Source organism: Spirosoma sp. 48-14 (assembly GCF_001898575.1).
Lineage (GTDB): Bacteria > Bacteroidota > Bacteroidia > Cytophagales > Spirosomataceae > Spirosoma.
In genome coordinates this window covers 28,712-52,786 of sequence record NZ_MKUD01000041.1, presented here as the reverse complement: position 1 = coordinate 52,786, position 24,075 = coordinate 28,712, and the positions used below count along the sequence as shown (strand labels likewise).

Annotated in this window: 24 protein-coding genes; 14 read left to right on the top strand and 10 right to left on the bottom strand. The window is 48.9% G+C overall.

The genetic code is table 11. From position 1 onward, the window contains the following. Window positions 1-42: 42 nt before the first annotated feature. The 4 genes from BGO59_RS20540 to BGO59_RS20525 all read left to right on the top strand — a co-directional run bounded on the left by BGO59_RS20540 (window position 43) and on the right by BGO59_RS20525 (window position 2,358). Window positions 43-690, top strand: coding sequence for a peptidoglycan DD-metalloendopeptidase family protein (locus BGO59_RS20540; protein WP_293686255.1), 648 nt, complete (start codon window positions 43-45; stop codon window positions 688-690). Between the two features lie 87 nt (window positions 691-777). Continuing rightward, entirely contained in the window at window positions 778-1,278 is a 501-nt protein-coding gene (locus tag BGO59_RS20535; protein ID WP_293686253.1) for a MarR family transcriptional regulator, read from the top strand. A gap of 70 nt (window positions 1,279-1,348) precedes the next feature. After that, complete coding sequence (locus BGO59_RS20530; protein ID WP_293686251.1) at window positions 1,349-1,732, top strand: hypothetical protein; 384 nt, start codon at window positions 1,349-1,351, stop codon at window positions 1,730-1,732. Window positions 1,733-1,803: 71 nt separating this feature from the next. Next, window positions 1,804-2,358 carry a hypothetical protein gene (locus BGO59_RS20525; RefSeq protein WP_293686249.1) on the top strand — a complete coding sequence of 185 codons (555 nt, stop codon included), beginning with the start codon at window positions 1,804-1,806 and terminating at the stop codon, window positions 2,356-2,358. Between the two features lie 23 nt (window positions 2,359-2,381). Here the strand turns inward: BGO59_RS20525 and BGO59_RS20520 are convergent, their stop codons facing one another. After that, window positions 2,382-3,176 (bottom strand): alpha/beta hydrolase, encoded by a 795-nt coding sequence (locus tag BGO59_RS20520; protein WP_293686247.1) that lies wholly within the window; start codon window positions 3,174-3,176, stop codon window positions 2,382-2,384. Window positions 3,177-3,264: 88 nt separating this feature from the next. Between BGO59_RS20520 and BGO59_RS20515 the strand changes: the two genes are divergently transcribed. The 4 genes from BGO59_RS20515 (at window position 3,265) to BGO59_RS20500 (ending at window position 4,998) form a co-directional block, all read left to right on the top strand. Beyond that, window positions 3,265-3,534 carry a hypothetical protein gene (locus BGO59_RS20515; RefSeq protein WP_293686246.1) on the top strand — a complete coding sequence of 90 codons (270 nt, stop codon included), beginning with the start codon at window positions 3,265-3,267 and terminating at the stop codon, window positions 3,532-3,534. A 55-nt stretch (window positions 3,535-3,589) separates the two neighbouring features. Then, entirely contained in the window at window positions 3,590-3,841 is a 252-nt protein-coding gene (locus BGO59_RS20510; protein WP_293686244.1) for a hypothetical protein, read from the top strand. Beyond that, window positions 3,838-4,227: a DoxX family protein gene (locus tag BGO59_RS20505; RefSeq protein WP_293686242.1), complete on the top strand. Its 390-nt coding sequence runs from the start codon at window positions 3,838-3,840 to the stop codon at window positions 4,225-4,227. The genes BGO59_RS20510 and BGO59_RS20505 overlap by 4 nt, the downstream gene beginning before the upstream one ends. A 66-nt stretch (window positions 4,228-4,293) precedes the next feature. Then, window positions 4,294-4,998, top strand: a complete 705-nt coding sequence (locus tag BGO59_RS20500; RefSeq protein ID WP_293686240.1) for a hypothetical protein — start codon at window positions 4,294-4,296, stop codon at window positions 4,996-4,998. 187 nt (window positions 4,999-5,185) lie between these two features. Here BGO59_RS20500 and BGO59_RS20495 read toward each other — a convergent pair whose 3' ends face one another. Beyond that, a complete protein-coding gene (locus BGO59_RS20495; RefSeq protein ID WP_293686238.1) occupies window positions 5,186-5,740 on the bottom strand; it encodes a hypothetical protein in 555 nt (184 codons plus the stop codon). A 144-nt stretch (window positions 5,741-5,884) separates the two neighbouring features. Between BGO59_RS20495 and sufB the strand changes: the two genes are divergently transcribed. Next, window positions 5,885-7,363 (top strand): Fe-S cluster assembly protein SufB, encoded by a 1,479-nt coding sequence (gene sufB / locus BGO59_RS20490; protein ID WP_293686236.1) that lies wholly within the window; start codon window positions 5,885-5,887, stop codon window positions 7,361-7,363. A 72-nt stretch (window positions 7,364-7,435) separates the two neighbouring features. On the opposite strand, the gene pafA is transcribed toward sufB, so the two are convergent. From pafA to BGO59_RS20470, 4 genes are all read right to left on the bottom strand, one after another. After that, window positions 7,436-9,088 carry an alkaline phosphatase PafA gene (gene pafA / locus BGO59_RS20485; protein WP_293686234.1) on the bottom strand — a complete coding sequence of 551 codons (1,653 nt, stop codon included), beginning with the start codon at window positions 9,086-9,088 and terminating at the stop codon, window positions 7,436-7,438. Window positions 9,089-9,232: 144 nt separating this feature from the next. Further along, complete coding sequence (locus BGO59_RS20480; protein ID WP_293686232.1) at window positions 9,233-12,115, bottom strand: TonB-dependent receptor; 2,883 nt, start codon at window positions 12,113-12,115, stop codon at window positions 9,233-9,235. Window positions 12,116-12,327: 212 nt separating this feature from the next. Then, the gene (locus BGO59_RS20475; RefSeq protein ID WP_293686230.1) at window positions 12,328-13,479 is read right to left on the bottom strand and encodes a FecR family protein; all 1,152 of its coding nucleotides are present in this window, start codon (window positions 13,477-13,479) and stop codon (window positions 12,328-12,330) included. A gap of 82 nt (window positions 13,480-13,561) precedes the next feature. After that, window positions 13,562-14,122 carry a sigma-70 family RNA polymerase sigma factor gene (locus BGO59_RS20470; protein WP_293686228.1) on the bottom strand — a complete coding sequence of 187 codons (561 nt, stop codon included), beginning with the start codon at window positions 14,120-14,122 and terminating at the stop codon, window positions 13,562-13,564. Between the two features lie 191 nt (window positions 14,123-14,313). Here BGO59_RS20470 and BGO59_RS20465 point away from each other — a divergent pair, with 191 nt between their 5' ends. The 3 genes from BGO59_RS20465 (at window position 14,314) to BGO59_RS20455 (ending at window position 17,573) form a co-directional block, all read left to right on the top strand. Continuing rightward, entirely contained in the window at window positions 14,314-15,165 is an 852-nt protein-coding gene (locus BGO59_RS20465; protein WP_293686226.1) for a fumarylacetoacetate hydrolase family protein, read from the top strand. After that, the gene (locus BGO59_RS20460; protein ID WP_293686224.1) at window positions 15,162-15,989 is read left to right on the top strand and encodes an amidohydrolase; all 828 of its coding nucleotides are present in this window, start codon (window positions 15,162-15,164) and stop codon (window positions 15,987-15,989) included. The genes BGO59_RS20465 and BGO59_RS20460 overlap by 4 nt, the downstream gene beginning before the upstream one ends. 120 nt (window positions 15,990-16,109) lie before the next feature. Further along, window positions 16,110-17,573, top strand: a complete 1,464-nt coding sequence (locus BGO59_RS20455; protein WP_293686222.1) for a gluconokinase — start codon at window positions 16,110-16,112, stop codon at window positions 17,571-17,573. A 93-nt stretch (window positions 17,574-17,666) separates the two neighbouring features. On the opposite strand, the gene BGO59_RS20450 is transcribed toward BGO59_RS20455, so the two are convergent. From BGO59_RS20450 to BGO59_RS20435, 4 genes are all read right to left on the bottom strand, one after another. Continuing rightward, window positions 17,667-18,170: a GNAT family N-acetyltransferase gene (locus BGO59_RS20450; RefSeq protein ID WP_293686220.1), complete on the bottom strand. Its 504-nt coding sequence runs from the start codon at window positions 18,168-18,170 to the stop codon at window positions 17,667-17,669. Between the two features lie 68 nt (window positions 18,171-18,238). After that, entirely contained in the window at window positions 18,239-19,222 is a 984-nt protein-coding gene (gene argC / locus BGO59_RS20445; RefSeq protein ID WP_293686218.1) for an N-acetyl-gamma-glutamyl-phosphate reductase, read from the bottom strand. Window positions 19,223-19,320: 98 nt separating this feature from the next. Beyond that, window positions 19,321-20,517, bottom strand: a complete 1,197-nt coding sequence (locus BGO59_RS20440; RefSeq protein ID WP_293686216.1) for a glycosyltransferase family 9 protein — start codon at window positions 20,515-20,517, stop codon at window positions 19,321-19,323. After that, window positions 20,514-21,716, bottom strand: coding sequence for an argininosuccinate synthase domain-containing protein (locus tag BGO59_RS20435; RefSeq protein WP_293686214.1), 1,203 nt, complete (start codon window positions 21,714-21,716; stop codon window positions 20,514-20,516). Before BGO59_RS20435 ends, BGO59_RS20440 begins: the two co-directional genes overlap by 4 nt. 165 nt (window positions 21,717-21,881) lie before the next feature. Here BGO59_RS20435 and BGO59_RS20430 point away from each other — a divergent pair, with 165 nt between their 5' ends. Next, window positions 21,882-22,241 (top strand): single-stranded DNA-binding protein, encoded by a 360-nt coding sequence (locus tag BGO59_RS20430; protein WP_293686212.1) that lies wholly within the window; start codon window positions 21,882-21,884, stop codon window positions 22,239-22,241. A 47-nt stretch (window positions 22,242-22,288) separates the two neighbouring features. Continuing rightward, window positions 22,289-23,941 (top strand): tyrosine-type recombinase/integrase, encoded by a 1,653-nt coding sequence (locus BGO59_RS20425; RefSeq protein ID WP_293686210.1) that lies wholly within the window; start codon window positions 22,289-22,291, stop codon window positions 23,939-23,941. Window positions 23,942-24,075 lie beyond the last annotated feature (134 nt).

The window sequence follows — 24,075 nt, the reverse complement described above, 5'->3', positions numbered from 1 at the left end:
TTGCCACGGTATCTCTGTTGCTGTCTATTGCTGAATTCTATTATGCTTCTTCCCTTCGACTTTCAGAAAGACCCCTATTTGATTCTCGACTTCTCGGCCACCAATCCCGACCTCGACCGGATCGATCTAACCGATACCGCTGTTTTTACCGATTACGTTTTTGGTAAACTGAAAATGGCGGGTGCCCGGGTTGGCGTGGGTGGTTATAACGAACATCGGGTTATCTACCGCCGAAGTCCGCACTTCAATGAGATCGAAGCTGAGCCCCGCGAAATTCACCTCGGTATCGACCTTTGGGCAGATGCGGGAACCCCGATCTTTGCTCCCATGGCAGGAATCGTCCACAGTTTTCAGGACAACGCCCATTTTGGTGACTACGGCCCAACTATCATTCTGGAACACTCCGATGCAGCTTCTCAGCCCCGGTACTCGCTTTACGGGCATATGACCCGCCAGTCGCTGGAGGGGTTGTATGAAGGAAAAGTTTTTAATGCCGGTGATAAGCTGGGCGAGATAGGCCCCTACCCCGAAAATGGCGACTGGCCCCCACACCTACATTTTCAGCTGATGACCGATATGCTGGGCTTGACAGGTGATTTTCCGGGTGTATGCGCTGTAGCTGATCGGGAGAAGTTCCTCGCTATTTGCCCAAACCCAAATCGATTACTGGGCATTCTTGGCCTAGCTTAGAAAACAAAAATAGACTCAATCCAGCAGAGCCCATATAAATCTTTCAAAATATTTTGAAAGTACAAAAACAATCATTTACCTTTGGGCATGACATTCGACGAGGCAAAAGATAAGTTCATTCATACCTGGGGAACACTAGCCACCCAGTGGGGCATCAACCGATCGATGGCTCAGTTGCACGCTCTGCTGTTGATTTCCCCTGAACCGCTGGCCACCGAAGACGTCATGGAGCAGTTACAAATTTCGCGGGGCAATGCCAGCATGAATCTGCGCGACCTGATGGATTGGGGGCTGATTTACAAACAACTTAAGCCAGGTGAACGACGCGAGTTCTTTATAGCCGAAAAAGACATCTGGAAAGTGGCCCGGCAGGTAGCTAAAGAACGCCGTCGCCGGGAGATAACGCCTGTAGTGGAAGTCCTGAATGAATTGAAAGCGATTCCAGCCGATACGCCCGAAGCTGCTGAGTTCCACCGTGTCATGGAAGGCTTGAGTAATGTGGTCGGCTTCGCTGACAATACACTTAATGCAGTCATTAAAGCCGAAGAGAACTGGTTAGTAGGTCAGTTCCTAAAAGTATTCCGATAATTTTTTTGTCACTAGATTTCAATTATTTCTGAAAATTCAAAACAATTAAATTCACTTAATTACTAATGCCATGACGTATACTATTGTCACCTATGCTTTTTACCTGCTTTTGGTTATTCCAACCACAGTTTGGGTAGGTCATACACTATTCAGAAATGGGCGCATATTTCTGGTCGATATTTTCCACGCGAACACTGAGTTGGCTGACTCAGTCAATAAGCTATTGCTGATTGGATTTTATCTGCTCAACATTGGCTATGCAGTGATGCTCTTACGCGTATCTGAAATCGTCAAAACTCCGCAGGAAGTTTTTGAAGTCTTGAGCTACAAGGTGGGTGGTATTTTATTGTTGCTCGGCCTCATTCATCTTACCAATTTGTATGTCCTTTTCAAGGTACGTAAACGTACACTCCACGAGTCAGCACCAATTAAAATAAGCTTTCCTGAGCGATAAAACAGATTGATTTCGGATGTCGCTATAGCCTTATAATGGCATCCGAAATCAATTAGAAAAAGCGACTGGTTATGAAAAATACATTTGATATATATAACTGGCACAATAGTCTGCGTCTCCGATGGATGGTTCTACCTGTATTAGCGTATGTAGCTAGCTGGATGGTCGCATGGGGAGTTTTTCTCTTCTTCCCGATTCTGGTGACGGTTGCCCAGTATTTAATTTTCAAAATCCACCCGGCGGTTAGGCGGCCAGGCGTCTGGTTCCTCACGTTGCCTGTCACGTTTTATATCTGGACGAAATGGGGGCCGGCTATGACCTACTCGCAACCCAATGGCATCATGCATGGGGTAATGGCTTATTACATAGGCCAGATCATTAACACGTTATTTATTCCCTTGATCACTACCCGTGGGAGACCAGAATTGCTGCTTAACTGGCTTATGGGCTGCCTGGCAGCTGCAACCATTTGGTTAGTTTCGTATAAGTTGTTCATAGCCGATTGGCAAGCGGATAAACTCAGTCCTACCCGAAACCTGGCTTTGTATGGTATCTATCCAGGTATCGCTTTGATAGCGAATGGGGTAAGTAGTTTTTTCTTCACGAAACAGATCATTAAAGATTAACAGATCTGGAATAATTCATCAACTCACTTCGTCAAAAACTCCACAACCGCTTTCGCGAATTCGGGCGTCCGCATGGCACCACCGTGATTACCCGGCACGATGACCAGCTGCGAGCCCGGAATGGCATCGACCAGGGTTTGCGGATCGCCGTTGTCGTTGTCCTGATCACCATTCACCACCAATACTGGAATCCTGATCTTCGCCAGTTCGGCTTTGGTGGTCACGGGTTGAAACTCCTGCAAACGCGCCAGCACCACCGTATCGGCACCCGCTTTTTTGGCATTGTCGACAGCGGGCTGTAGCTCAGGATGACTTCCGGGTTTGGTTAACGCTTCGAAGAAATTTCGACGACGAATCCAGTTTGGGTCCGAAAAATCGACACTGATCCCGCCCATCACCGCCCGACGCACTTGTTTATCCATCGTCAGCAGTTTTGCCGTCAGAATGGCCCCGCGCGAGTAACCCACTACGTCATAGTTTTTCAGGCCCAAGTGCTTCATTAATGCCATAACATCCTTCAGTTCAGTGTTATCACGATAGGCTTCGGCCCCGTGCGGTTTGTCTGATAAGCCATTGCCCCGCAAATCGAGCATTACTACTTTAAAACCAGCATCAGTCAGAGCCTGCCGTACCGCCGACCGTTTCCAGCTTTCACTGGTACTGATAAAGCCATGCAGCAGTACTACGGGCTTGCCTTCGCCCACTATATCGTAATGAATTTGAGTGCCATCAAACGAGGTAAAGAGCGGCTCCCGATTCGGTTGAGCGCGTACCAGACCAGAAACCAGGAGGCAGATGATGAGTAATAGTGATTTCATAATACGATCTTCATCAGGAACAGGCCAATAAGCCTAACCTTTCGGTATTCTACCGGGTTATCTATAGACATATCAACAACTCAACAACATGAAAACGATATTCGATCATCCTGTCGCAACCGACACAGGCGTTATTGGCTCCCGAATCGACCGCATTGATCCTGATATTTTTCGAAACCAGAGCGGCCCCGCCGTCGATGACAAAGATGGACTGGATGACGACATGACCAACGCGGAGCCTGACGAAGAGTTATATGATGAGCCGCTGGATGAAGACGGCGACCCCACCGGTGAGCACGATCATCACCAGGACGATAATTATGCATTAGGTGGCCATGTTACGCGGTCCGGTTCTTAATCAACAAGTTCGGGAAGGATTCCAAAGCTTTTCAGGACGACAACTAAATCATTTTATGAATACCGATAACAACACATACAACCCTGCCGACGATGATAACCAGGGTGTCGTGCAGATACTGGCGCAAAGCGAAGCCTCAAACACAGGCGTTCCTCAAGACAGTCCCCTGCGCCCTATCACCGCATCAGGCCCCGAACCCGAAAAAGCCGAAGTAGCCGATTCAGACGGTGACGTGGGTGTGAATGATGATTTGCTGGCCGAAGAAACGGTTGAAGAAGGTGACGTAGAAATGGAGAATGAGGAATGAATGCCAATACGCTAGCGCTACTCGTTATCCGGCTTGGTCTGGGTATTAATATGCTTATGCATGGCCTTGTGCGTATTCCCAAACTAGGGGCTTTCGTCGCAAAGACAGAAACTGGTTTTGCCCAAACCATTCTGCCGCCAATGCTTACAAAAACCTTTCTGTTTACCCTACCTTTTGTTGAACTTACGGTTGGCCTATTGATCTTAGTTGGCGGTCAATTCAGTAAATGGGGGTATTTCTTAGGTGGTTTGACGGTAAGTGCGCTCCTGTTCGGTACGACGCTAAAAGAAGATTGGACTACAGCCGGAACTCAGTTAATTTATATCATCGCTTTTTACCTCGCCCTCAATGGATTGGAGGAATCCGGGCGAAATCGGTTCCGTTAATTCAGAAAACCATTCCAACGGTGGTTCACTTTGGGGAGTCTGTAGAGGAAACAAACCAAGTGTATAATGAAATCAACGTTCAAGGTAATCGCCGTTTTGGCAGGCAGTTTATTCACCTTTTCAGCTTGTAATCAGGACAACGTACCCCTCCAGCCCGGACTACCGTACCAATCCTCGTTTCAGACTGGACCCGATGGGTGGTCGGCCGGGATTACCGATTTTGGAAAGGCGCAGGCAGACATTATGGAGTTTAAAGCATCGTGGAAAGGACTGCCTGCACCGTTAGACACAACCCGTAAATCGCTCATGCTGTCGAGTATGAACCGGAGTGATGATGCCTTCATGTTCATCAAGAAGAAAGTGGTCGGTTTACAGCCCAACAAGGAGTATAAGCTGGTGTTCAATGTTGAACTAGCCTCTCAGTATGGCGAAAACTCCGTTGGTATTGGTGGCTCGCCGGGAGGTAGTGTATTCCTCAAAGCAGGTGCTTCCGTTACTGAACCCGTCAGTGTATTGAAAGACGACTTCTATTCGCTCAACATCGATAAAGGCGCCCAGAACAACGATGGTAAAGATGCCATTCGACTAGGCAATATCGCCACTAGCGACGATTCTGAAGGGTATGCGCTCATCACACGGACGAATGCCGATAAACCGTTCAGCGTAACGACCAATGACAAAGGGGAGCTTTGGCTGCTGATCGGCACTGACTCAGGTTTTGAGGGACTGACAACGCTGTATTACAGCAAAGTAAATGTGACGATCCAGTAGACCGTATTGTCAAAAGTTGCCCGCCCACGCCCTTCCAGATATGGAATGACGTGGGCGTTTTTTTAGTTATCGTTACCGTTTGATGCGGTTAATGTGATGTCGGTTTCTAAAAACCGACAAACAAAGTACATAACGAGGTTTTAAGAAACCTCATCAGGTCAAATGCTCACATCTGACCCCACAGTTTTTATTTAGTGTCACATTTGCCTAGGGCCGTCGTCTTGTCCTGATTGAGTTGCCAGCAATTACCATACACATCGCTGTACACCACCGTAAAATGATACGATGTATCCTGCACAATATGCAGCAGGGTGTCGGCAATCGATTCATTGCCCGTTATTTCGCCCAACTTGATTTCGCCTTCACTCTTAATCACGTTCCCCCGCGAGAGGCCACCATAAAAGAAGTTCACGTGCGCGGTTTTCCCCTTGGATGTGTTCTCGCTAAGGTGCTGGATCTGTTCGTTAATGAGTTCGTATGCGTCTTTATAGGCTCTGCCCTTATACCGCAGACTCGTCGACTTGATGACGGCTGGCCCAATCCCATTATTGACAACATTCCAGACAAAACTATCATTTGCCTTGGTGTAATCGGCCTGAATATAAGGCCATACGGATGCGTCCTGCTGTTCACGAGCGATCTTCGTCTGGAAGATCGATACCACCAAGGCTGCTAAACTCAGGAACGTTGCCGAGATACCCAGCAGCAGTTCAATATTGAAACGTGATTTGGTAGCGGCCATAACCCGATAGGCTATTCGTAGAAAATACCCCTGAAATAACGGAAAGTTTCCGATATTTGTCCAGCCTGCCCGGAACGTACCTATCCGGCAAATTGTTAAAAATACATTGCACTGGTTCTTTCTACCAGTCAATTAACCGAGACTATGAGCAAGGACGTTGAAATTTTAGAGAGTATTACCAACGCCGAGTATAAATATGGATTCGAGACGTTGATTGAGGCCGATGAAGCCCCTCCAGGTCTTGATGAAGATATTATCCGTTTTATTTCTGCGAAGAAACAGGAACCTGAGTGGCTGCTCGAAAATCGGTTGAAAGCGTTTCGGATGTGGCAGGAAATGACCGAGCCAACCTGGCCCAATGTTCATTATCCGAAAATCGACTACCAGGCGATCAAGTACTATTCGGCTCCCAAGCAAAAGAAAACCGTTAATTCCCTTGACGAAATCGACCCCGAGTTGCTGGATACGTTCAACCGGCTCGGCATTTCGCTAAGCGAACAGAAACGGCTTGCGGGTGTCGTGGATGAGCCTCAGGGCGACCGTCCACGGGTAGCGGTCGATGCAGTTATGGATTCCGTTTCGGTAGCGACCACCTTCAAGAAAGACCTCGCTGAGCGTGGTATTATCTTCTGCTCGATCTCCGAAGCCGTTCATGAACATTCTGAGCTGGTAAAAAAATACCTGGGTTCGGTGGTACCGGCTAAAGACAATTATTTTGCCGCCCTGAACGCAGCCGTGTTCACCGATGGGTCGTTCTGTTACATTCCGAAAGGAGTTCGCTGCCCAATGGAACTGTCGACCTATTTCCGTATCAATGCCGCCGGAACCGGGCAGTTCGAACGGACGCTGATCATTGCCGACGAAGGTTCGTATGTAAGTTACCTCGAAGGTTGTACAGCCCCAATGCGTGACGAAAATCAGCTCCATGCGGCTGTTGTTGAGCTGGTTGCCCATGCCGACGCCGAAATTAAATATTCGACGGTGCAGAACTGGTATCCGGGCGATAAAGATGGCAAAGGTGGTATTTATAACTTCGTCACCAAGCGCGGTATCTGCGACGGCCCGAACGCTAAAATTTCGTGGACGCAGGTAGAAACCGGATCAGCCATTACCTGGAAATACCCATCGGTCATACTGAAAGGTGACAACTCCATTGGCGAGTTTTACTCGGTGGCGGTTACCAACAATATGCAGCAGGCCGATACGGGCACCAAAATGATCCACATTGGCAAAAATACCAAGAGCCGGATCGTATCGAAAGGGATTTCGGCAGGTAAAAGCCAGAACTCGTACCGGGGCTTGGTAGAGGTAATGAAGCGTGCCGAAAATGCCCGTAACTACTCGCAATGCGATTCGTTGCTGTTGGGTGATAAATGTGGAGCACACACGTTTCCCTATCTGGAGGTAAAAAACCCAACAGCTACCGTCGAACACGAAGCGACAACTTCAAAAATCGGCGAAGACCAGTTGTTCTACTGTAACCAGCGTGGCATCCCAACCGAACAGGCCGTTGCCCTGATCATCAACGGATATGCCAAAGAAGTATTGAATCAACTACCAATGGAGTTTGCTGTTGAAGCCCAAAAACTGCTCGCCATTAGTCTGGAAGGCAGCGTTGGCTAAAAATAAAAATCTTTTTAGTGACAAAGCCCCTACGAAATCGCAGGGGCTTTTTTATGTTCAGTTAACCTTGCCTCATTTGATCAATATTCCAATAACCCTTCCTACACTCCCACTGGGCTCAAGAATTTTAAGCAAAGCCGCTAATGTGGGAGCGGTATCGGCCACAGACGTACGCTCAAACGTTTCGCCAGGTTTAACGCCCCAGCCATAAAACAACAGCGGAATGTGCGTATCGTAGGCATAAGGGCCACCGTGACTAGCCGCAATAGCCCCCGCCATCCATCCCGGCTCAATTACAAGCTGAATATCACCACTACGCTTGGCATGAGTCCCATTTTTATACAGGGTTAGCTGGTAATCGTTAAGACTGGCAGTTCCCAGCTCATGCAGATTGACAACCTCGGCTATACCTTCTGTGTTGCGTGTAACATCCCGGATAACTTTGCAGACATCCTGTACGGTGAGCTTCTTGGCACGAAGCACCTCATGATTCAGATAAAACTGATAATTTTCCGCTGTACGAATGTAATCGTCTTCACCAAATGCGGTATTCAGAGCGGATTTGATAGCGGTGTTGATTGTCCCGATATTGAGTCGACCTGCTGGCAGATGATGTTCCTTCCACAAATCGGCCACATCCATTACCCCATGATCGGCAGTGAGAAAAAACAGATAATTCCCCTTACCAACCCAGCCATCCAGCGCGGTTAACATATCCGCCAGATCGCGGTCGAGCCGCAGATAAATATCCTCTTCTTCTACTGAATTTGGCCCAAATGCGTGTCCTACATAATCAGGGGAAGAAAAACTAACCGCCAGAAAATCGGTTGCCTCTCCCCTACCCAGGTTTTCGTGGGTTAAGGCTTCCAGAGCCATTTCCTTGGTAATGGTATTTCCATGGGGGGTGCTGGCAATTACTCCAAACACATCCCCCAACTGTCCGGCCAGGTCGTAGGGAAACACCGCTTTCTGAGCACCAGGCAGCTTATACTCATATTGTTGATCGTCGGCTGTACTTTCGGTATACTGCTCAGTTGGCAGCAGCGTTTGCCAGCCCGATTTCATCAACTCAGCGGGTCGCTTTTTACCGTTATATGCACTTACCCACTGTGGCAGGTCGGACCGATAAAACGAGCTGGTAATCCAGTTGCCTGTCTTACTATCGAACCAGTACGCCCCATTGGCCGTATGACCAGCGGGCAAAATAGCGCCCCGGTCTTTAAGTGCAATACCTATGGTTTTCGACTGGTAGTTTGTAGCGAGTCGTAGCTGATCCGTAATCGTACTGACCATCAGATTTTTGGGTGACATGCTACCTGCCACGGCGTTCATGGTCCCCACCGCCTTTACGCTACTATCTTCTACACAATATACACGCTTGCCCAATCGCTGATCGTACCAGTCGTTCCCTACAATCCCGTGAATAGCTGGCTGCGATCCGGTGTAGACCGAAGCGTGCCCAGCCGCTGTAACTGTAAGTGCATAGTGATAATGATGATCCCGGCAGGTAAACCCCTCGTGCAGCAACCGTTTGAACCCTCCTTCGGTATACTTATTATAATAGCGATACCAATAATCGTAGCGCATTTGATCTACAACGACGCCAACTACCAGCTTTGGTCGCACCACTAGCTGAGGGCTATTTGCAACTTTTGGCGTTGGTATGGCTTGCTGAGCCACCAAACAGGCTGGCATCAGCCAAAAAAGCAACACAAACCGAATCATAAAAAATAAGTAAGACGAATCAATTGAGTGCAATTCGCAGTGGTACAGTGTACAAAGCCGATCAGCTACAAGCCCGAGCTATCGCACTCACCGAAACGGCCTTGTACTCCTGCTACTAAGAGCAATCGCTCAATTGCTAGTGACTTAGAATGAATAAGTTAGCGAAGCCCAGAAACTTCTTGGCAGAATAATTCGTCCAATCTGCAACGAGCCGGTTTCGAAATTGCCATTTTGTAGGAACTGATCACCTCGTACATTACCTTCGGTTAAGCCCCGGCTGTTTAACAGATTATCACCCCATACACGCAGATTGATTCCTTTTAGTAGTCTATAGTCGACCCCCACCGATAGTTCGTTATAGCCTCCCAGTTGATACACATTACTTGGGGAACTCCACCGTTTTCCGATATGGCGGATACTGGCAAACAGGTCCGTCTTTTTATAGGTATATGTCCCCGAAAGTTCAAGCAGCGCATCTGGGATCCGTTCCGCTTTGTTTCCCGACCAGACAAACGGTTTACCAGCCAGGTCGGCCCGCGCTGTTGATGGCGCTACAACTTCATAATTCGTGTATTTGCTATCCTGGAATGTTGCCACAAACCGAAAATTCAGGTTCGGTTTAGGCATGTACGTCGCTTCGATCTCCGCACTCAGGTTCCGGCTCGAAGCAAAGGTCGGAATGGTAATGAACGATCCCTTTGTGTCTGGGATCAACATGCTGGACGAGATATTGGTCAGGCTCGCGTAAATCAGCGAACTAAACAGCGAGAATTTCGGCATATTGACTTTGTAGCCAGCTTCGGCCATAAATACACTTCGATCTTTCACGCCAGCCGGATCGAAATTGAAGTTGGCATAGTCGCCAATGGTAAGGGCGCTGTATGTACTGGTAGACCGGGCAAACAACGCATGCTGCTCATTGATTTTGTAGTTCAATCCGAGCGAAACAGTAGCATAGGTGTTGCTTTCGTCGAACGGGGTGTAATTGCTGTAAGGCGCTACATTTTGCAGACGCTGTCCTATAATGTGGAAGCGATCCACACGTAATCCCAGATCGACTGTCCAGTTGGCCCAGTTAACCTCGTCAGAAGCCCAGGCCGATGTAGTCGTCGTTGTCCCCTTCCGGTATCCAGAAATGGTCACGTTGGAAAACCCATTACCCTGATCGGTATTTACCAGCAGAATACGCGGCTTATCGGTTATTTCGGTATTGAACGCAGCACCAATGGTGAGCATGTCGATATCATACGTATGAATACCAGCCCCAATCGATAACGCATGGTTCTTAATCTGCTTGGTGATATCCAGGTTATCGGCAAATTGCTTATCGGCATTGGTTGTCGCCGTAAGCGACTGACCTGTATAGTAGCCGGTTGGACTAATCAGTTGCTGCCCCCCCAGATAGTAATACTTTGCATCGCTGCGGTAGGCTGATGCAGCCGTTACGATGGCGCCATTGAAACTACCGTCCGTTTGTTGATAGCGCAGGTTATTTTTTATCGTCCATTCGTTTTGCGTCGTATGCTTGAATTCGACCCCTCCAGCCAGCGACTTTGTGTGGAAACCATCAGCCAGATCATAGTTATATGTAATGCCATTGGGCGCCTTCACACTGACTTTTGTATCGCGGGTAGCCAGCGTCTGGGTCAGCAAATCGAACGAAGGCAATGCCTTGCCCGTGCCTGAACCGTCATAACTATAGTAAGCCGGTACCAGCCATGACGTCTTGTCGTTCAGATATTTGCCATACACCCTGATATAACTATTGGGCTTAAACTGGTACGTCAGATTCGCTTTTAGTTGACCGCCGTCGTTAGCCCGGTACGAAGGGGGCCGTATGCCATCATCGGCCCTATAAAAACCGCCCACATTGAATTTGAGCTTAGGCGCCAAAGGACCGCCCAGATTAAAATCGAACCGATTGGCATTCTGCGACAAACCGCGCGTCACTTTTACTTTCCCCGACAGTCGATCAGTACCCGTATTCGAAATTACGTTGATCAGCGCACCCGGTGTATTGGCCAGTAGAATAGCGGCATGCCCACCCCGAACGGCTTCTACCGTTTTTACGGTTAAGTCAACTTTATAGTACTGGTCGGCCGAAGGGATACTACTGAAGCCAGTTGGCAATACAGGCAATCCATCCTCCATGACACCCATAAATACGTACCCTCCACCTGGCAAACCACGCACCCGTACACTGCCGGGTCCATCTCCGCCACTGGCTTCCGGCGACAATCCCGGAATGGCTTTCAGCATATCTGTGCTGTTGAGTGGTGGGCGTTGGCTAAGCTGTTTGGCATTTACCGTTGAAATCGCTACGCTGGACTCTATTTTCTTTTTAGGGGACCCATTCGAGGTAACAATGACCTGCTCTAGCTGTAAGTTATCTTCCTGCAAAGTCAGTTCAAGCTGAACATCATTAGCCCCAACGGCCACGTCCTTTTTTAACGTAATAAATCCAATGCTGCTCAGGCTAAGCGTGTATACTCCTTCGGGAATGTTGTTGAAGGCGAATGTTCCGCTCTGATCGGTCACTTGGCCCATATTCTGGTAACTGAGCATAACGGTCGTTCCGATCATGGGTTCACCTTTGGCGTCGGTGACCCGGCCCTTAATCGTATGATTGGCTTTGGGGGCTTCTTTGGTTGCTGGAGCCTCCGGTTTAGGGCTTGGCGTGATAATGATGAGTTTACCCGAAACCCGATAGTTTAGTTCCAGCGGAGTAAGTAGTTCATCGAGCACCCTAACCAGTGGTTGTTGCTCAGCATGAATGCTAACTTTTCGATCAGCCTGAATCAGCTTCCCGCTAAACACAAAACGGGCTGTGACTTGTTTTTCGAGATGGGACAGTAACAGCTCTACATTCTGTTTTTGCGAGTGGAAAGTTACTTTTTGCTGCAACACCTCCTGGGCTTTGCCATCGATAGCATAAGCACCGCTCACAAACGAGGCAATAAAAATGAATTGAGTGAGCGACAGGCGCATAAGGGTCAGGACTATTTGGAAGTATAGTCGTTTTTTCATTGTTTTGGCTTTGTATTAAGGTGAAAATTTTGATACAGCAAGCCCCGTCATCTTTGTAGAAGATGTTCGATCAGGCAAAAAGTGGCGGGGAATCAGACGTAGGGCACCAGTGCTGGAACCACTGGTGCTCTTTTGCATTGAAAAGGCAGGGTTACATTACAGACATAGGGCAGAAACAGGTGAGAAATGGTACACAATTTATTGATAGACTATTATTTACAGCCTTTACTGTCGACTACGATCTGCCCATCCAGCACTTCATAATGGGCACCGATCGCTTCGCAGATTACGGTCAGTTTTTCAAAAAGTGGCTGGTCGGTCAGTGTAGCCGTCAGCGGGCAATGGCTCAACACGTCTTTATCGAACAGAATGTCAACCTGATACGCCTGCTCCAGCTCGGTTAACACCTCCGAAATTGGTGTATCCTTAAATTGAAATGTCGGAGTCTGATTTGCCGAGGAAACAACTTCAGGCACATCCCGCAACGTTTTAACCATGCGTTCCTGATCCCGTTCGAAGATCACTTTCTGATTTGCCGTTAAAATCAGCCCCGTTAGCTCCCGGCTCGACTCAAGTTGTTGTGCCGGATCATTTGCTGCTTCCATCACCGATACTCGTCCTTCCTTTACCTCTACAATGGTTTGGGCAGATCGATCGGGGGCCTTCACGATAAAGCTAGTCCCCAACACCTTCGTGACCAGCTCATTGGCATACACCAAAAACGGCCGTTTCGCATCCTTTGCAACGTCAAAAAAAGCAGTCCCGGATAGATAAACCTGGCGTTTAGTGGCCGAAAATGGCTCTGGATAACTCAACCGGGCATGTGGCTCCAGCGTTACGCGGGTGCCATCCGCCAGCCGAACAAGCTGCCAAGTATGAGTTTGATTCGTATGCTCGACAAACGACTGCCCCGCCACCCGCTGATCGTAGGCACTTTTGGGCGATTGAGCCAGCCACATCCAGCCCACAACGCCCAGCACCAGAATAACCATAGCAGCCCGCAGCAGCCAGCCATACGGCCCCCTGAACGAAATAATTTTTGGTGCGGGCAAGTCATCATCAGTGGGAATTCTATCGATGCTTGTTTCTTTACTGGCCCTTGCCTTGGCAACCAACTTCTGGATCTCACTATTAATTTCCGAATCACTCAGTTGGCTTTCATAACGACGATACACGCTTTGCAGCAATGTTCTGGCGCGTTCAATGTCCTGCGCCTGTTGCGGATGCTGTTCAAGAAACGCTTGCCAAAAGCTTTCCTCATCGGCAGGCTGATAGCGAACCCAACGCTGAAAACGCGCATCTAATACAAAATCTTCAAGGCAATAGTCGGCGTAGTGTTCCATCATAACAAAGGCTTCTATCATACATAGGCAGCCTTTGTCGGGGAATAATCAAAAAAAAACAGATTTTTTTTCAATGAGTGGGCCGAGCCAGCAAAAGATACATTTATAACCTGCTTTTTAACTCCTGTACTGTTCGGTAAAGCAGGTTGGCTACGGCGGGTCTTGAAATAGACATCACCTGCGCGATGGCCTCATTTTCAAGCCCTTCATAGAATTTCAGGTAAATAATTTCCTGTTGGCGTTTAGAGAGCGTAGCCAGGTGCCGGTTCAGTTGCTGTAGCTGTAGCGTATGGGTTTCACCTTCAATAATCTGCTGTTCAATAGAAAGTTCCTCCAGTATATCGGCATCGAAGTCCAGTTCTTCTTCGCTGGTAAGCCATTGGAGTTTAAGGCTTTCCTTATAAATCTTCCGACGGAGCGATTTAAGCAGGTAGAACTTGACAAACTCCGTATCGCCCAGGGTTTCGCGCCTGTACCAGAGTTCCATAAATAAATCCTGCAAACAATCCTTGACGAACTCGCGGTCTTTCGAAAACTTTGCCCCGTAACTGAACAAACTTTTATAATATCGTTGTGCAATCTGCCCAAACGCGACCTCATCGCCCTGCCGAAAGGCGTTCCATAGCTCAGTATCGAGTATATCAGAACGAACAGGGCTTGTCATATTGAGTCATCAAAGTGTATAGTGTGCTTTAACGACAGGCAATATTACAGCTTTTTCCTGCTATCATTCAAATTACCCTTAATCACCTTATTCTTGACCCCCATTGATCAAAAACCCTCTGAAGTTGATGGCAACCTGATTAAAAAGAAGTTGAAGACGTCTTTTATTAAAAAAAATCTGAATTTTACCGCATGAAACTTTTCCGCTTCGGCTTGCCCGACCACGAACACCCTGGTGTTGTATTGCCCACCGGCCAGCATATCGATGTGACCCACTTTGGCGAAGATTATGACGAATCCTTTTTCGCCAGCAATGGCCCGGAACGACTCGCTCACTGGCTAACGGCCCATGCGCATACCTGCCCCGAAGTAACGCCCGACCGCTTCGGTCCTTGCGTAAAACGACCTTCTAAAATCGTATGCGTTGGCCTGAACTACGCCAAACACGCAGCTGAAACCAATGCGCCCGTTCCATCAGAACCCATTCTGTTTTTCAAATCGACTACGGCGCTAGCTGGCCCAAACGATGCCATCGTGATTCCCAAACGCTCCGAAAAAACGGACTGGGAAGTGGAGTTGGCCATTATCATCGGCAAACGGGCGAGTTACGTTGAGCTGGACGACGCCTTCGATTACATTGCGGGCTATGCCGTTCATAACGACTACAGCGAACGGGCCTGGCAGTTGGAGCGCAACGGGCAATGGGTAAAAGGCAAAAGCGCCGACACATTTGCCCCACTCGGGCCCTACCTGGTTACGAAAGATGAAGTGCCTGAACCAAACAATCTTCCGCTCTGGCTGAACCTAAATGGTGAACAACTCCAGAACTCGAACACCGACGACATGATTTTCAACGTACCAACGCTGGTCAGCTACATCAGCCAGTTCATGACGCTGCTTCCCGGCGATGTGATCTCGACAGGTACACCTGCTGGTGTTGGTATGGGTCTGAAACCCCAGCGTTTCCTTAAGCCCGGCGATGTGGTTGAATTAGGCATTGAAGGATTGGGCTCACAAAAGCAGGTAGCCGTAAGTTTTCAATGACCATCGATTCGCACCAGCATTTCTGGCATTTCGACCCCGTTCGTGACAGTTGGATTACCGACGATATGGCCGTTATCCAGCGCGATTTTCTACCGGCCGATTTAGAACCCGTACTCAAAGAAAACGGTATCGATGGCTGTGTAGCCGTGCAGGCGTCACAGTCGGAAGAGGAAACCCTGTTTCTGGTTAACATGGCCCAATCCTACGATATTGTGAAAGGGGTTGTGGGCTGGGTCGATTTGCAGTCAGATCAATTAAACGAACGCCTGATCGCTTTATCGGCTCATAGCCAGATTAAAGGCTACCGGCACGTTGCCCAGGCTGAACCCGACGATTTTCTGGCTCGGCCAACCGTTATTGAAGGTATTCGCCAACTGGCTAAGTTTGGCCTGACGTACGATATTCTGATCTTTCCCAGTCAGTTGAAAGCGGCTTTGCAGCTGGTACGGGCTGTGCCTGAAGTTAACTTTGTCATTGACCATATCGCCAAGCCGTACATTACGAAAAAGGAAATCAATCGGTGGTCAAACTATATGACCCAGCTGGCTAGCCAGCCGAACGTTTCCTGCAAACTGTCGGGAATGGTTACCGAAGCCGACTGGCATAACTGGAGCAAGCAGGACTTTTTCCCCTATCTGGATGTAGTCTTCGAGCAATTCGGTCCCGATCGGCTCCTATTTGGCTCTGATTGGCCGGTTTGTCTTGTAGCCGCCAATTACACCCAGGTCAAAACATTGATCGAAGAGTATGTAGCCCCCTGGGGCGATGAAGTACGGGCGAAAGTTTTTGGTGCCAACGCTGTGTCGTTTTATCGGTTGACTTAAAAATTATAACACAGAGATACACGGAAAGGCCCGGAGATACACTGAGAATAAAATAAAGCTTTGTGTATCTCTGCGCTCCCTCCGTGCGTCTCTGTGTAATAACTCATTACCACCACGTATATGAATTGTTTTGTTGGGGTTGATGTCGGCACAACGAATGTAAAAGCAATAGCTATGCCTGCCGATCTGAGTCAGATTCTGGCCCATGCATCAGCCCCACTAACGACCCTGAATCCCGAGCCGGGTTATGCCGAGCAGGACCCCAACGAAATCTGGTCCGCTTTTGTCGACGTGATTGCCGAGGTTGTCCGAGAAGCAGACAAAGGGGGTTATACGATCACCCATCTGGCTTTCTGCACGGCCATGCACAGCCTCCTGCCGATGGATACCGATGGAAAGCCTCTGGGTAATGCCATCCTCTGGTCCGACAATCGGGCCGAAGCACAGGCGGCTGAACTTCGAGCATCGAAAGCCGATTTAGGCAAGTCGATCTACCAGGAAACCGGAACGCCCCTGCATCCGATGATTCCTCTTTGTAAACTGGCCTGGCTACGCGAACATGACCCCCGACTGCTTCGTCGGACCGCTCACTTTGGTTCCATCAAAGAGTTTTTATGGTATAAGCTAACAGGCGATTTCGAGGTCGACTTTTCGATTGCTACGGCTACAGGGCTGTTCAATGAAGGTGCCCGAGAGTGGAGTAAACTAGCCCTAGACTATGCCGGTGTGCGGCCCGACCAGCTTTCGACACCTGTTCCAACAACCTACCAGCGAACTTACCAGCCAAATGCCAACTCTCGAGCTACGCATTTACCCGCCGGGGTTTCGCTACTGATTGGCGCATCGGATGGATGTCTGGCGAACCTAGGTGCTGGTGCCATCAAGCGGGGTACGGCTACGCTGACCATCGGCACGAGTGGTGCCATTCGCCAAACGGTTCGAAAGCCCCTCCGTGATGCTCAAATTCGCCTGTTCTGCTATTATCTGGACGAGGGTCATTACGCCGTAGGCGGACCGACCAATAATGGGGGCAATGTACTGGAATGGGTATCTGAAAAGCTCACTCAACAGGAAACGAAAACCGTTCTGGACGAAGCCGCTACCATTGCTCCCGGCTCCGACGGTTTGCTGTTTCTCCCATACCTGCAAGGAGAGCGGGCTCCCTTATGGGATGCTTCGGTTCGGGGGGCTTACCTACACGTCGACTGGCAGCATACACGTGCCCATTTCGTGCGGGCGGCACTGGAAGGTGTTTTATTCAACCTGCTTAGTATCAACGAACTGTTAACTGATTTTACTGGCTCGGCACGTGTCATTCACGCCAATGGCGGTTTCGCTCAGTCGACGCTGTGGGTGCAGATGCTGGCTGACATGGCAGGTGTACCCGTTCGGCTGAATGCCAGCAATGAAAGTGGTTCGATGGGGGCTATTTTGCTAACCATGAAAGCCATCGGCCTCGTCAAAACATTGGAAGAAGCCGCCGAACGAGTCGCTTTCGGCCAAACATTCGAACCAGACTTACATCGGCATAAAGTGTATCGGACAGCATTCAAAAAATGGCAGGATGCGTTAGCTCGACTCTAATTTGTTTTTCGACAGGATTCACAAGATTGACAGGATTTACGAAATATGTTGTCTTAAAAATCCTGTCAATCTTGTGAATCCTGTCGAAAAAAATTACTTTCCACTGGCAAATAACCAAGACTCTTCATCATGCCCATTCAGACGAATGGCTTGTACAAAATGCATTCCCAGTTTTTCGAGCAGCCGGATCGAATTGGCATTTTGTGGGTCTACTACCCCCACTATACGCGTTGCCTTTAGCCCATCGCGAGCAAAATTCATCACGGTAGCGGCAGCCTCCAGACCATAGCCTTTGCCAATGTGTTCGGGCAGGTAAGCAAACCCGATGTCCATATCTTCCAGCGTATCGCGCTTGAATAGCCCACACATACCAATAGGTAGGCCATCTTCTTTCAGTCTGACCAGATAAGGACCAAACCCATGCTGTTCATAACTGTGTAGAGGGCCATTCAGAATATACTGTCGGGCATCGTCGAGCGTTCGAACGCCCCGGTCACCGATAAACCGGAGCCAGGCTGGCGTATTCAGCAACTCCAGGATAAACGGAGCATCCTCGAATGTAAACTCCTGAAGCAATAGCCGATCGGTTTCGAACATATCCGTAACGCGGCTGGAAAGCCGTGATTTTAATCGCCAGGCTGCGGCTTTCCAGCCGCGTTACATTATCAAAACGCCACTGATTTCAGTCGAAGGCCAGAATCTTCCGGCAAGCCGAAGACCAGATTCAGGTTCTGAACAGCCTGGCCCGAAGCTCCTTTGGTAAGATTGTCGATCACGCTCGTAATCAACAATTGACCATCGTGTACTTCCAGATGCAACAAACATTTGTTGGTATTCACCACCTGCTTCACGTCAACGGGCGTGTCGCTGACATGCGTGAACGGGTGGTTCTCGTAATAGGCTTTGTAGACTTGTTTGGCTTCGTCCAGTGTCCCTGAAAAAGGCGTGTACACATTGGCCATGATGCCCCGCGTAAAATCACCCCGGTAAGGGACAAAATTGATAGCCGCCTTAAAATCAGGCTCTAACTGGGTCAGGCTTTGACGAATTTCGGCCAGATGCTGGTGCGTAAACGCTTTATAGATCGACACGTTGTTGTTCCGCCAGGTAAAGCCGGTTGTAGGTACCAGCGCCTGTCCGGCTCCAGTGCTGCCCGTAATGGCGCTAACCTGTACAGCATCGGTCAGCTTACCCGCTTTTGCCAAGGGCAGGAGTGCCAGTTGAATACTGGTTGCAAAGCAGCCGGGGTTGGCAATCCGGGTCGCTTCCTGAATCCGCTCGCGTTGCAGTTCGGGCAGACCGTACACAAAATCGTCGTGCTCGTCGCGGAAGTCGGCGCTGAGGTCGATCACCATCACATCGTCCGATACCTCGTGGTCGGCCATAAAGGTAGCGGATGCACCATGTCCCGAACATAGGAAAATGGCATCCAGCCCTTCCTGCGCCACCAGTTCGGCTGTTTCCTCGCCCGAAAAGGTCAGATCGGTATCGCCCAGCAGATCGGTATGAGTTGACCAGACGGGTTTACCAGCCTGGCTCTTACTATGCACAAACGCAACATTAACAAAGGGGTGGTTAATCAAAATACGCAGCAGTTCGCCACCCGTGTAGCCTGCTCCGCCAATAATACCAACGTTAATTTTTTCCATTATTAAAAGGGATTGGAACACAGAGATACACGGAGAAAAGCAGAGATTCATAGAGAGAATTTTAATAAGCCCTCTGTGTATCTCTGTGCCATAGCTAGTTAACCAGTTATTGCCCGAAACCATTCCATAGCCAGATCCAGCACCGCATCGTCAAACATCGTGACATATTCACTCTTGAAATTAGGACGGTCAAGGGTAAGGTATCGGCTCGGCTCATGATTGTGGATCACCAGCGTTGGCTGGCTCGAAATGGGGAAAAACTGAATACCCATACCACGTTTCTGAAACGAAAGCGTAGGGCAACCCAAACAACACAAGTGCATGGGAAGCGAATCGAGCGTAAACGCAGCCTTTGCCTGTTCGCTCAGACTAGCCATATCTTGCAGGGTTAGCTTACCAACGGCCGATATGAGTCTGTCGGCAAAGGCAGGTTCAGCCGCCCGAACGTGCTCATAAAGGTTTGTCGTAAACGCTTTCTGACCACCAAAAACAATCGGGGAGCTACTTGCCTGCAGCAGACGGACCGCCAGTTCACTCCAATATTCCAGCGGCAACATCCGCACTTCATCGCCCGATTCCGGGAAGATCAGAATCGGTTTTTGAGTTGGAACCGACCGATCCAGTTTACCCCACAACTGGGCAGGGGATTCGTCGGGATGTATGAAATAGGGCTTTACGGTACGCAAATCGGCTTCGATTCCCATAGGTTTCAGCAGCTTCAGTATCAGATCGAAGTTGTGAACCTCCTCGTCGGGCATAAAAAACTCGTCGTCGAGCAGTCCTCCGAAGCCGCGTGTGCCATAGCCGATTTTACGTTTCACCTTCAAATACGGCAACACAAAATGCATGGGCGAATCGGAAAACCGAACATCGATCGAAAAATCGTAGATGGTATCCTCAAGCGTCGCGATGGCCGCTTTGGTAGTCTGGTAAAACTCCTGCCATTTCTGCCATTTCGACAACGGCCGTCGGTTAGTGTTCGGATGGTTCAGATGGACAATCCGCCGGATGTAGGGATTTCCTTTCCAGATCGGATCACACCAGCTTCCGGCCAACACATCGATCTGTGCATTGGGATAGCGTTGCCGGATGAGCGGGAAAATGTACGATACGATCAACGCATCGCCCAGATGCCCCGATGTCATCACCAGTATAACGGGCGCATCCAGATTGGGCGGCCCAAAATCCCGACGGGAATAGCTACCCCGGGCATAGCCATCCACCACTACATCGAGCAGTTGCAATGGATAAGCTACACTCCGGGGAGCACAGTATTTTCGGGCTTTACCGATCACTGGTTGTTGATTTTCTCGTAGATCATCACCTGATTGGAGGCTACTTTCGAGAAGCCCCGCACATCGTCGCCGGTCCAGGCATTGTTCATTTCGCCATACGAACCAAACTTCGACGACATCAGATCATGCTCCGACTCGATGCCCAGCACCTGGAAACGGTGAGGAGCCAGCAGCACGTGTACCTTACCCGACACATGCGCCTGCGAATCGGCCAGGAAGGTTTCGATATTCCGCATTACCGGGTCCATAAACTGACCTTCGTGTAGCATAGTCCCGTACCAGTTGGCCAGTTGTTCTTTCCAATACAGTTGCCACTTACCCAGTACGTGCTTTTCGAGCGTGTGGTGCGCCTTGATCAGAATCAGCGGAGCGGGGGCTTCGAAACCAACGCGGCCTTTGATACCAATAATGGTGTCGCCCACGTGGATGTCGCGGCCAATACCAAACGGTCCGGCGATTTCAGTGATCTTGCGGATGGCATCGACCGAGTTGGGGTACATTTCCGAGAATGTAGCGCCCGAAACACCCCGGATTTCGCCATGCTGGAACGTCAGCGTAATGGTTTCAGGCTCGGTTTTGGTGATCTGGGTAGGCCAGGCCGTTTCGGGCAGGAACTGATCGGAGGTTAAAGTTTCCTTACCGCCCACTGAGGTTCCCCACAAACCCTTGTTGATCGAGTAAGCCGCTTTGTGCCACTCCTGATCTACCCCTTTCGACTTAAGGTATTCGATTTCGGCTTCCCGCGATAGCCGCAGATCGCGAATGGGCGTGATGATTTCGGCATCGGGCGCTATGATCCGAAACGCCATATCGAACCGCACCTGATCGTTACCAGCTCCGGTGCTACCATGAGCAATAGCCGACGCACCGATTTCACGGGCATATTCGGCCGCAGCGATGGCCTGAAAAATCCGTTCGGCACTCACGCTAAGCGGGTACGTGTTGTTTTTAAGGACATTACCAAACACCAGAAACTTCAGGCATTGCTGGTAATAATCGTCGGTTTTCGAAATCGTCTTATGCGATTTCACGCCCAGCGAATACGCCCGCTCTTCAATGGCTTTCAGTTCGGCATCCGAAAAACCGCCCGTATCGACCAGCACCGAATACACATCCATACCCCGGTCTTCGGACAGATATTTAACGCAGAAGGAGGTATCCAGACCTCCACTAAAGGCAAGAACTACTTTTTGAGACATCGGCAAAAAGATAACGGGTTACTAACCGCCCGATTATCAGTCTAGTTTTGGAGGGGCAAATATCGGGCTTGTTCCTGAAAAACCCGCCTGAATTTCCATCCTTTCGCTAGTTAGCCAACTAGTTGTTTTTGATGAATGCATTTCTCACCTGTAACGAATAGTCACATGCGCGGATTAAACAAAGTATCCCTCATTGGTAACCTCGGTGCCGACCCCGACTACCAACAACTTGATGGGAACATAGCTGTTGCTAAATTAACACTGGCCACTACTGAGGCATACAAAGACCGAAACGGTCAGCCCCAATACAACACCGAATGGCACACGGTAGTGCTATGGCGCAGCCTGGCCGACCTCGCCCACAAATACCTACAGAAAGGCAGCCTTGTTTATATCGAAGGTAAATTGAAGACACGGCACTATGACGACAAAGACGGCAACCGCCGATATGTAACCGAAATAGTAGCCGAACAACTCATTATGCTGGATCGAAAAGTCGATACAGGGGCCAGTGAACTCCCTTAATTTGTTTCGTTTATTCCTCAAATCAAGTTGTATTTACGAAACTCAATATGCCTAATATTCTGAAAATCAATCATCATAATAAAGACCGAATCAAGGTTGATTTTCCTTACAATCGGGAAATGGCAGCTATACTTCGGCAAATACCCGATGCCAGGTGGAGTCGTACCCACAGGGCCTGGCACATCCCTTACAATCAGCAGGCATTCAATCAGTTAAAGGCCTTATTCCCTGATATTACTATCGTAGGGCAGGAACAACAGTTGACCGAACACACTGAGAATTTGTCAACGCCTGCTCCTGAAACCAAACCAACGGGCATAAAACCTGAGCCTACATTGTTGCCCAGCACAACGGGAGTAGTTATTGAGAAATTAGGCAACAAAATCCTCATCAGAATGCCTAAAAACGACATTGATGTTCGGTTTATACTCGGTTTTCAGTTTGTTCGCTGGGATAAACAAGGCCGCTTCTGGACGGTGCCAGACTACAAAGACAACTTTCAGCAAATTCAGACCTATTTTGGTAGTCGGATTTCACAAATCATTGAACATCAACCAGTAATACAACCTAATCAGTCTCCACAACTCGCTGGCACACCTGCTGGCGAAGTACTAATTTATCGGCATAATGCCACCCGATTGCGTCTTATTTTTGGCTACCACTCCGCTCTTGTTAAGGTTATCAAATCCTTACCATTCTGCAAGTGGGATGCTAAAAACAAATGGTGGACCTTGCCCTATTCCGACAGGATTGTTAGTCAAATTCGGGAAGCAGCCGCCCAGCATAATCTGCCTGTGCGCTATCAGGAAAACACCGACATCGTTGAGCGAGTACCCCGTCCGTCGGCTTCATCAATAGCCAATTATAGGCCATGCCCAGAAAGCTACCTACTGAAAATGAAGGAATTAAGATATAGTCAGCAGACGCTAAAAAACTATGTCAGCTTGTTTGAGGAGTTCATCAACTACTACCCCACCGACGATATTGACCAGATAGACGACCGTAAGATTATCGCTTTTTGTCAGTATCTGGTCATTGACCGTAAGGTATCGGCCTCGCACCAAAACCAGGCCATCAATGCCATTAAGTTTTATTATGAGAAAGTACTCGGCGGAAAACGAAAGCTCTACACCCTACAACGCCCTCCCAAAGAACGCCAGCTACCCACAGTGCTTAGTAGCGACGAAATTACCCGCATCTTTGCTCAGGTCAAAAACCTTAAGCACCGTGCCGTATTGATGCTCATTTACTCGTCTGGCTTGCGTATTAGCGAAGCCATAAATCTACAAATCAAGGACATAGACTCAAGCCGGATGCAAATACGGATTGAGCAATCAAAAGGTAAAAAAGACCGATATACGCTGCTCTCTCAAAAAATGCTGATACTACTCCGTGAGTATTATCGTCAATACAAACCCATACATTACCTGTTTGAAGGTCAGGACAGCCCCACTTATTCCACTAAAAGCATTCAACTAGTGCTAAAACGGGCCTGTGAGCAGGCAGGCATCAAAAAGCACGTAACCGTGCATACGCTGCGCCACTCATTTGCCACACATCTACTCGAAAACGGAACCGACCTACGATACATACAACTCCTGCTAGGACACGAAAGCAGCAAGACTACCGAGATTTATACCCACCTGACTACCAAAGGGTTCGATCAGATAAAAAGCCCGTTAGATAATTTGGACATTTAGTCAGAAATACTATGTTTGATACGGCAATCCGTAGTCAGGCTATGAAGGCTCTGTATCAATTTAGGGCTCAGGCACTCCCAGACATAGCCGATATTTACGAAAGTTTGCCTGAAAGTAAAGAGACTTCCGTAAAT

Bases quoted from the DNA above. Each gene is read 5' to 3' on its own strand.
- BGO59_RS20525 (WP_293686249.1), top strand. From the start codon at position 1,804: ATGAAAAATACATTTGATATATATAACTGGCACAATAGTCTGCGTCTC.
- BGO59_RS20540 (WP_293686255.1), top strand. From the start codon at position 43: ATGCTTCTTCCCTTCGACTTTCAGAAAGACCCCTATTTGATTCTCGAC.
- BGO59_RS20470 (WP_293686228.1), bottom strand. From the start codon at position 14,122: ATGACAAGCCCTGTTCGTTCTGATATACTCGATACTGAGCTATGGAAC.
- BGO59_RS20465 (WP_293686226.1), top strand. From the start codon at position 14,314: ATGAAACTTTTCCGCTTCGGCTTGCCCGACCACGAACACCCTGGTGTT.
- BGO59_RS20430 (WP_293686212.1), top strand. From the start codon at position 21,882: ATGCGCGGATTAAACAAAGTATCCCTCATTGGTAACCTCGGTGCCGAC.
- pafA (WP_293686234.1), bottom strand. From the start codon at position 9,088: ATGATTCGGTTTGTGTTGCTTTTTTGGCTGATGCCAGCCTGTTTGGTG.
- BGO59_RS20505 (WP_293686242.1), top strand. From the start codon at position 3,838: ATGAATGCCAATACGCTAGCGCTACTCGTTATCCGGCTTGGTCTGGGT.
- BGO59_RS20460 (WP_293686224.1), top strand. From the start codon at position 15,162: ATGACCATCGATTCGCACCAGCATTTCTGGCATTTCGACCCCGTTCGT.
- sufB (WP_293686236.1), top strand. From the start codon at position 5,885: ATGAGCAAGGACGTTGAAATTTTAGAGAGTATTACCAACGCCGAGTAT.
- BGO59_RS20475 (WP_293686230.1), bottom strand. From the start codon at position 13,479: ATGATAGAAGCCTTTGTTATGATGGAACACTACGCCGACTATTGCCTT.
- BGO59_RS20500 (WP_293686240.1), top strand. From the start codon at position 4,294: ATGAAATCAACGTTCAAGGTAATCGCCGTTTTGGCAGGCAGTTTATTC.
- BGO59_RS20495 (WP_293686238.1), bottom strand. From the start codon at position 5,740: ATGGCCGCTACCAAATCACGTTTCAATATTGAACTGCTGCTGGGTATC.
- BGO59_RS20480 (WP_293686232.1), bottom strand. From the start codon at position 12,115: ATGAAAAAACGACTATACTTCCAAATAGTCCTGACCCTTATGCGCCTG.
- BGO59_RS20435 (WP_293686214.1), bottom strand. From the start codon at position 21,716: ATGTCTCAAAAAGTAGTTCTTGCCTTTAGTGGAGGTCTGGATACCTCC.
- BGO59_RS20510 (WP_293686244.1), top strand. From the start codon at position 3,590: ATGAATACCGATAACAACACATACAACCCTGCCGACGATGATAACCAG.
- BGO59_RS20425 (WP_293686210.1), top strand. From the start codon at position 22,289: ATGCCTAATATTCTGAAAATCAATCATCATAATAAAGACCGAATCAAG.
- BGO59_RS20520 (WP_293686247.1), bottom strand. From the start codon at position 3,176: ATGAAATCACTATTACTCATCATCTGCCTCCTGGTTTCTGGTCTGGTA.
- BGO59_RS20530 (WP_293686251.1), top strand. From the start codon at position 1,349: ATGACGTATACTATTGTCACCTATGCTTTTTACCTGCTTTTGGTTATT.
- BGO59_RS20455 (WP_293686222.1), top strand. From the start codon at position 16,110: ATGAATTGTTTTGTTGGGGTTGATGTCGGCACAACGAATGTAAAAGCA.
- BGO59_RS20535 (WP_293686253.1), top strand. From the start codon at position 778: ATGACATTCGACGAGGCAAAAGATAAGTTCATTCATACCTGGGGAACA.
- BGO59_RS20515 (WP_293686246.1), top strand. From the start codon at position 3,265: ATGAAAACGATATTCGATCATCCTGTCGCAACCGACACAGGCGTTATT.
- argC (WP_293686218.1), bottom strand. From the start codon at position 19,222: ATGGAAAAAATTAACGTTGGTATTATTGGCGGAGCAGGCTACACGGGT.
- BGO59_RS20450 (WP_293686220.1), bottom strand. From the start codon at position 18,170: ATGTTCGAAACCGATCGGCTATTGCTTCAGGAGTTTACATTCGAGGAT.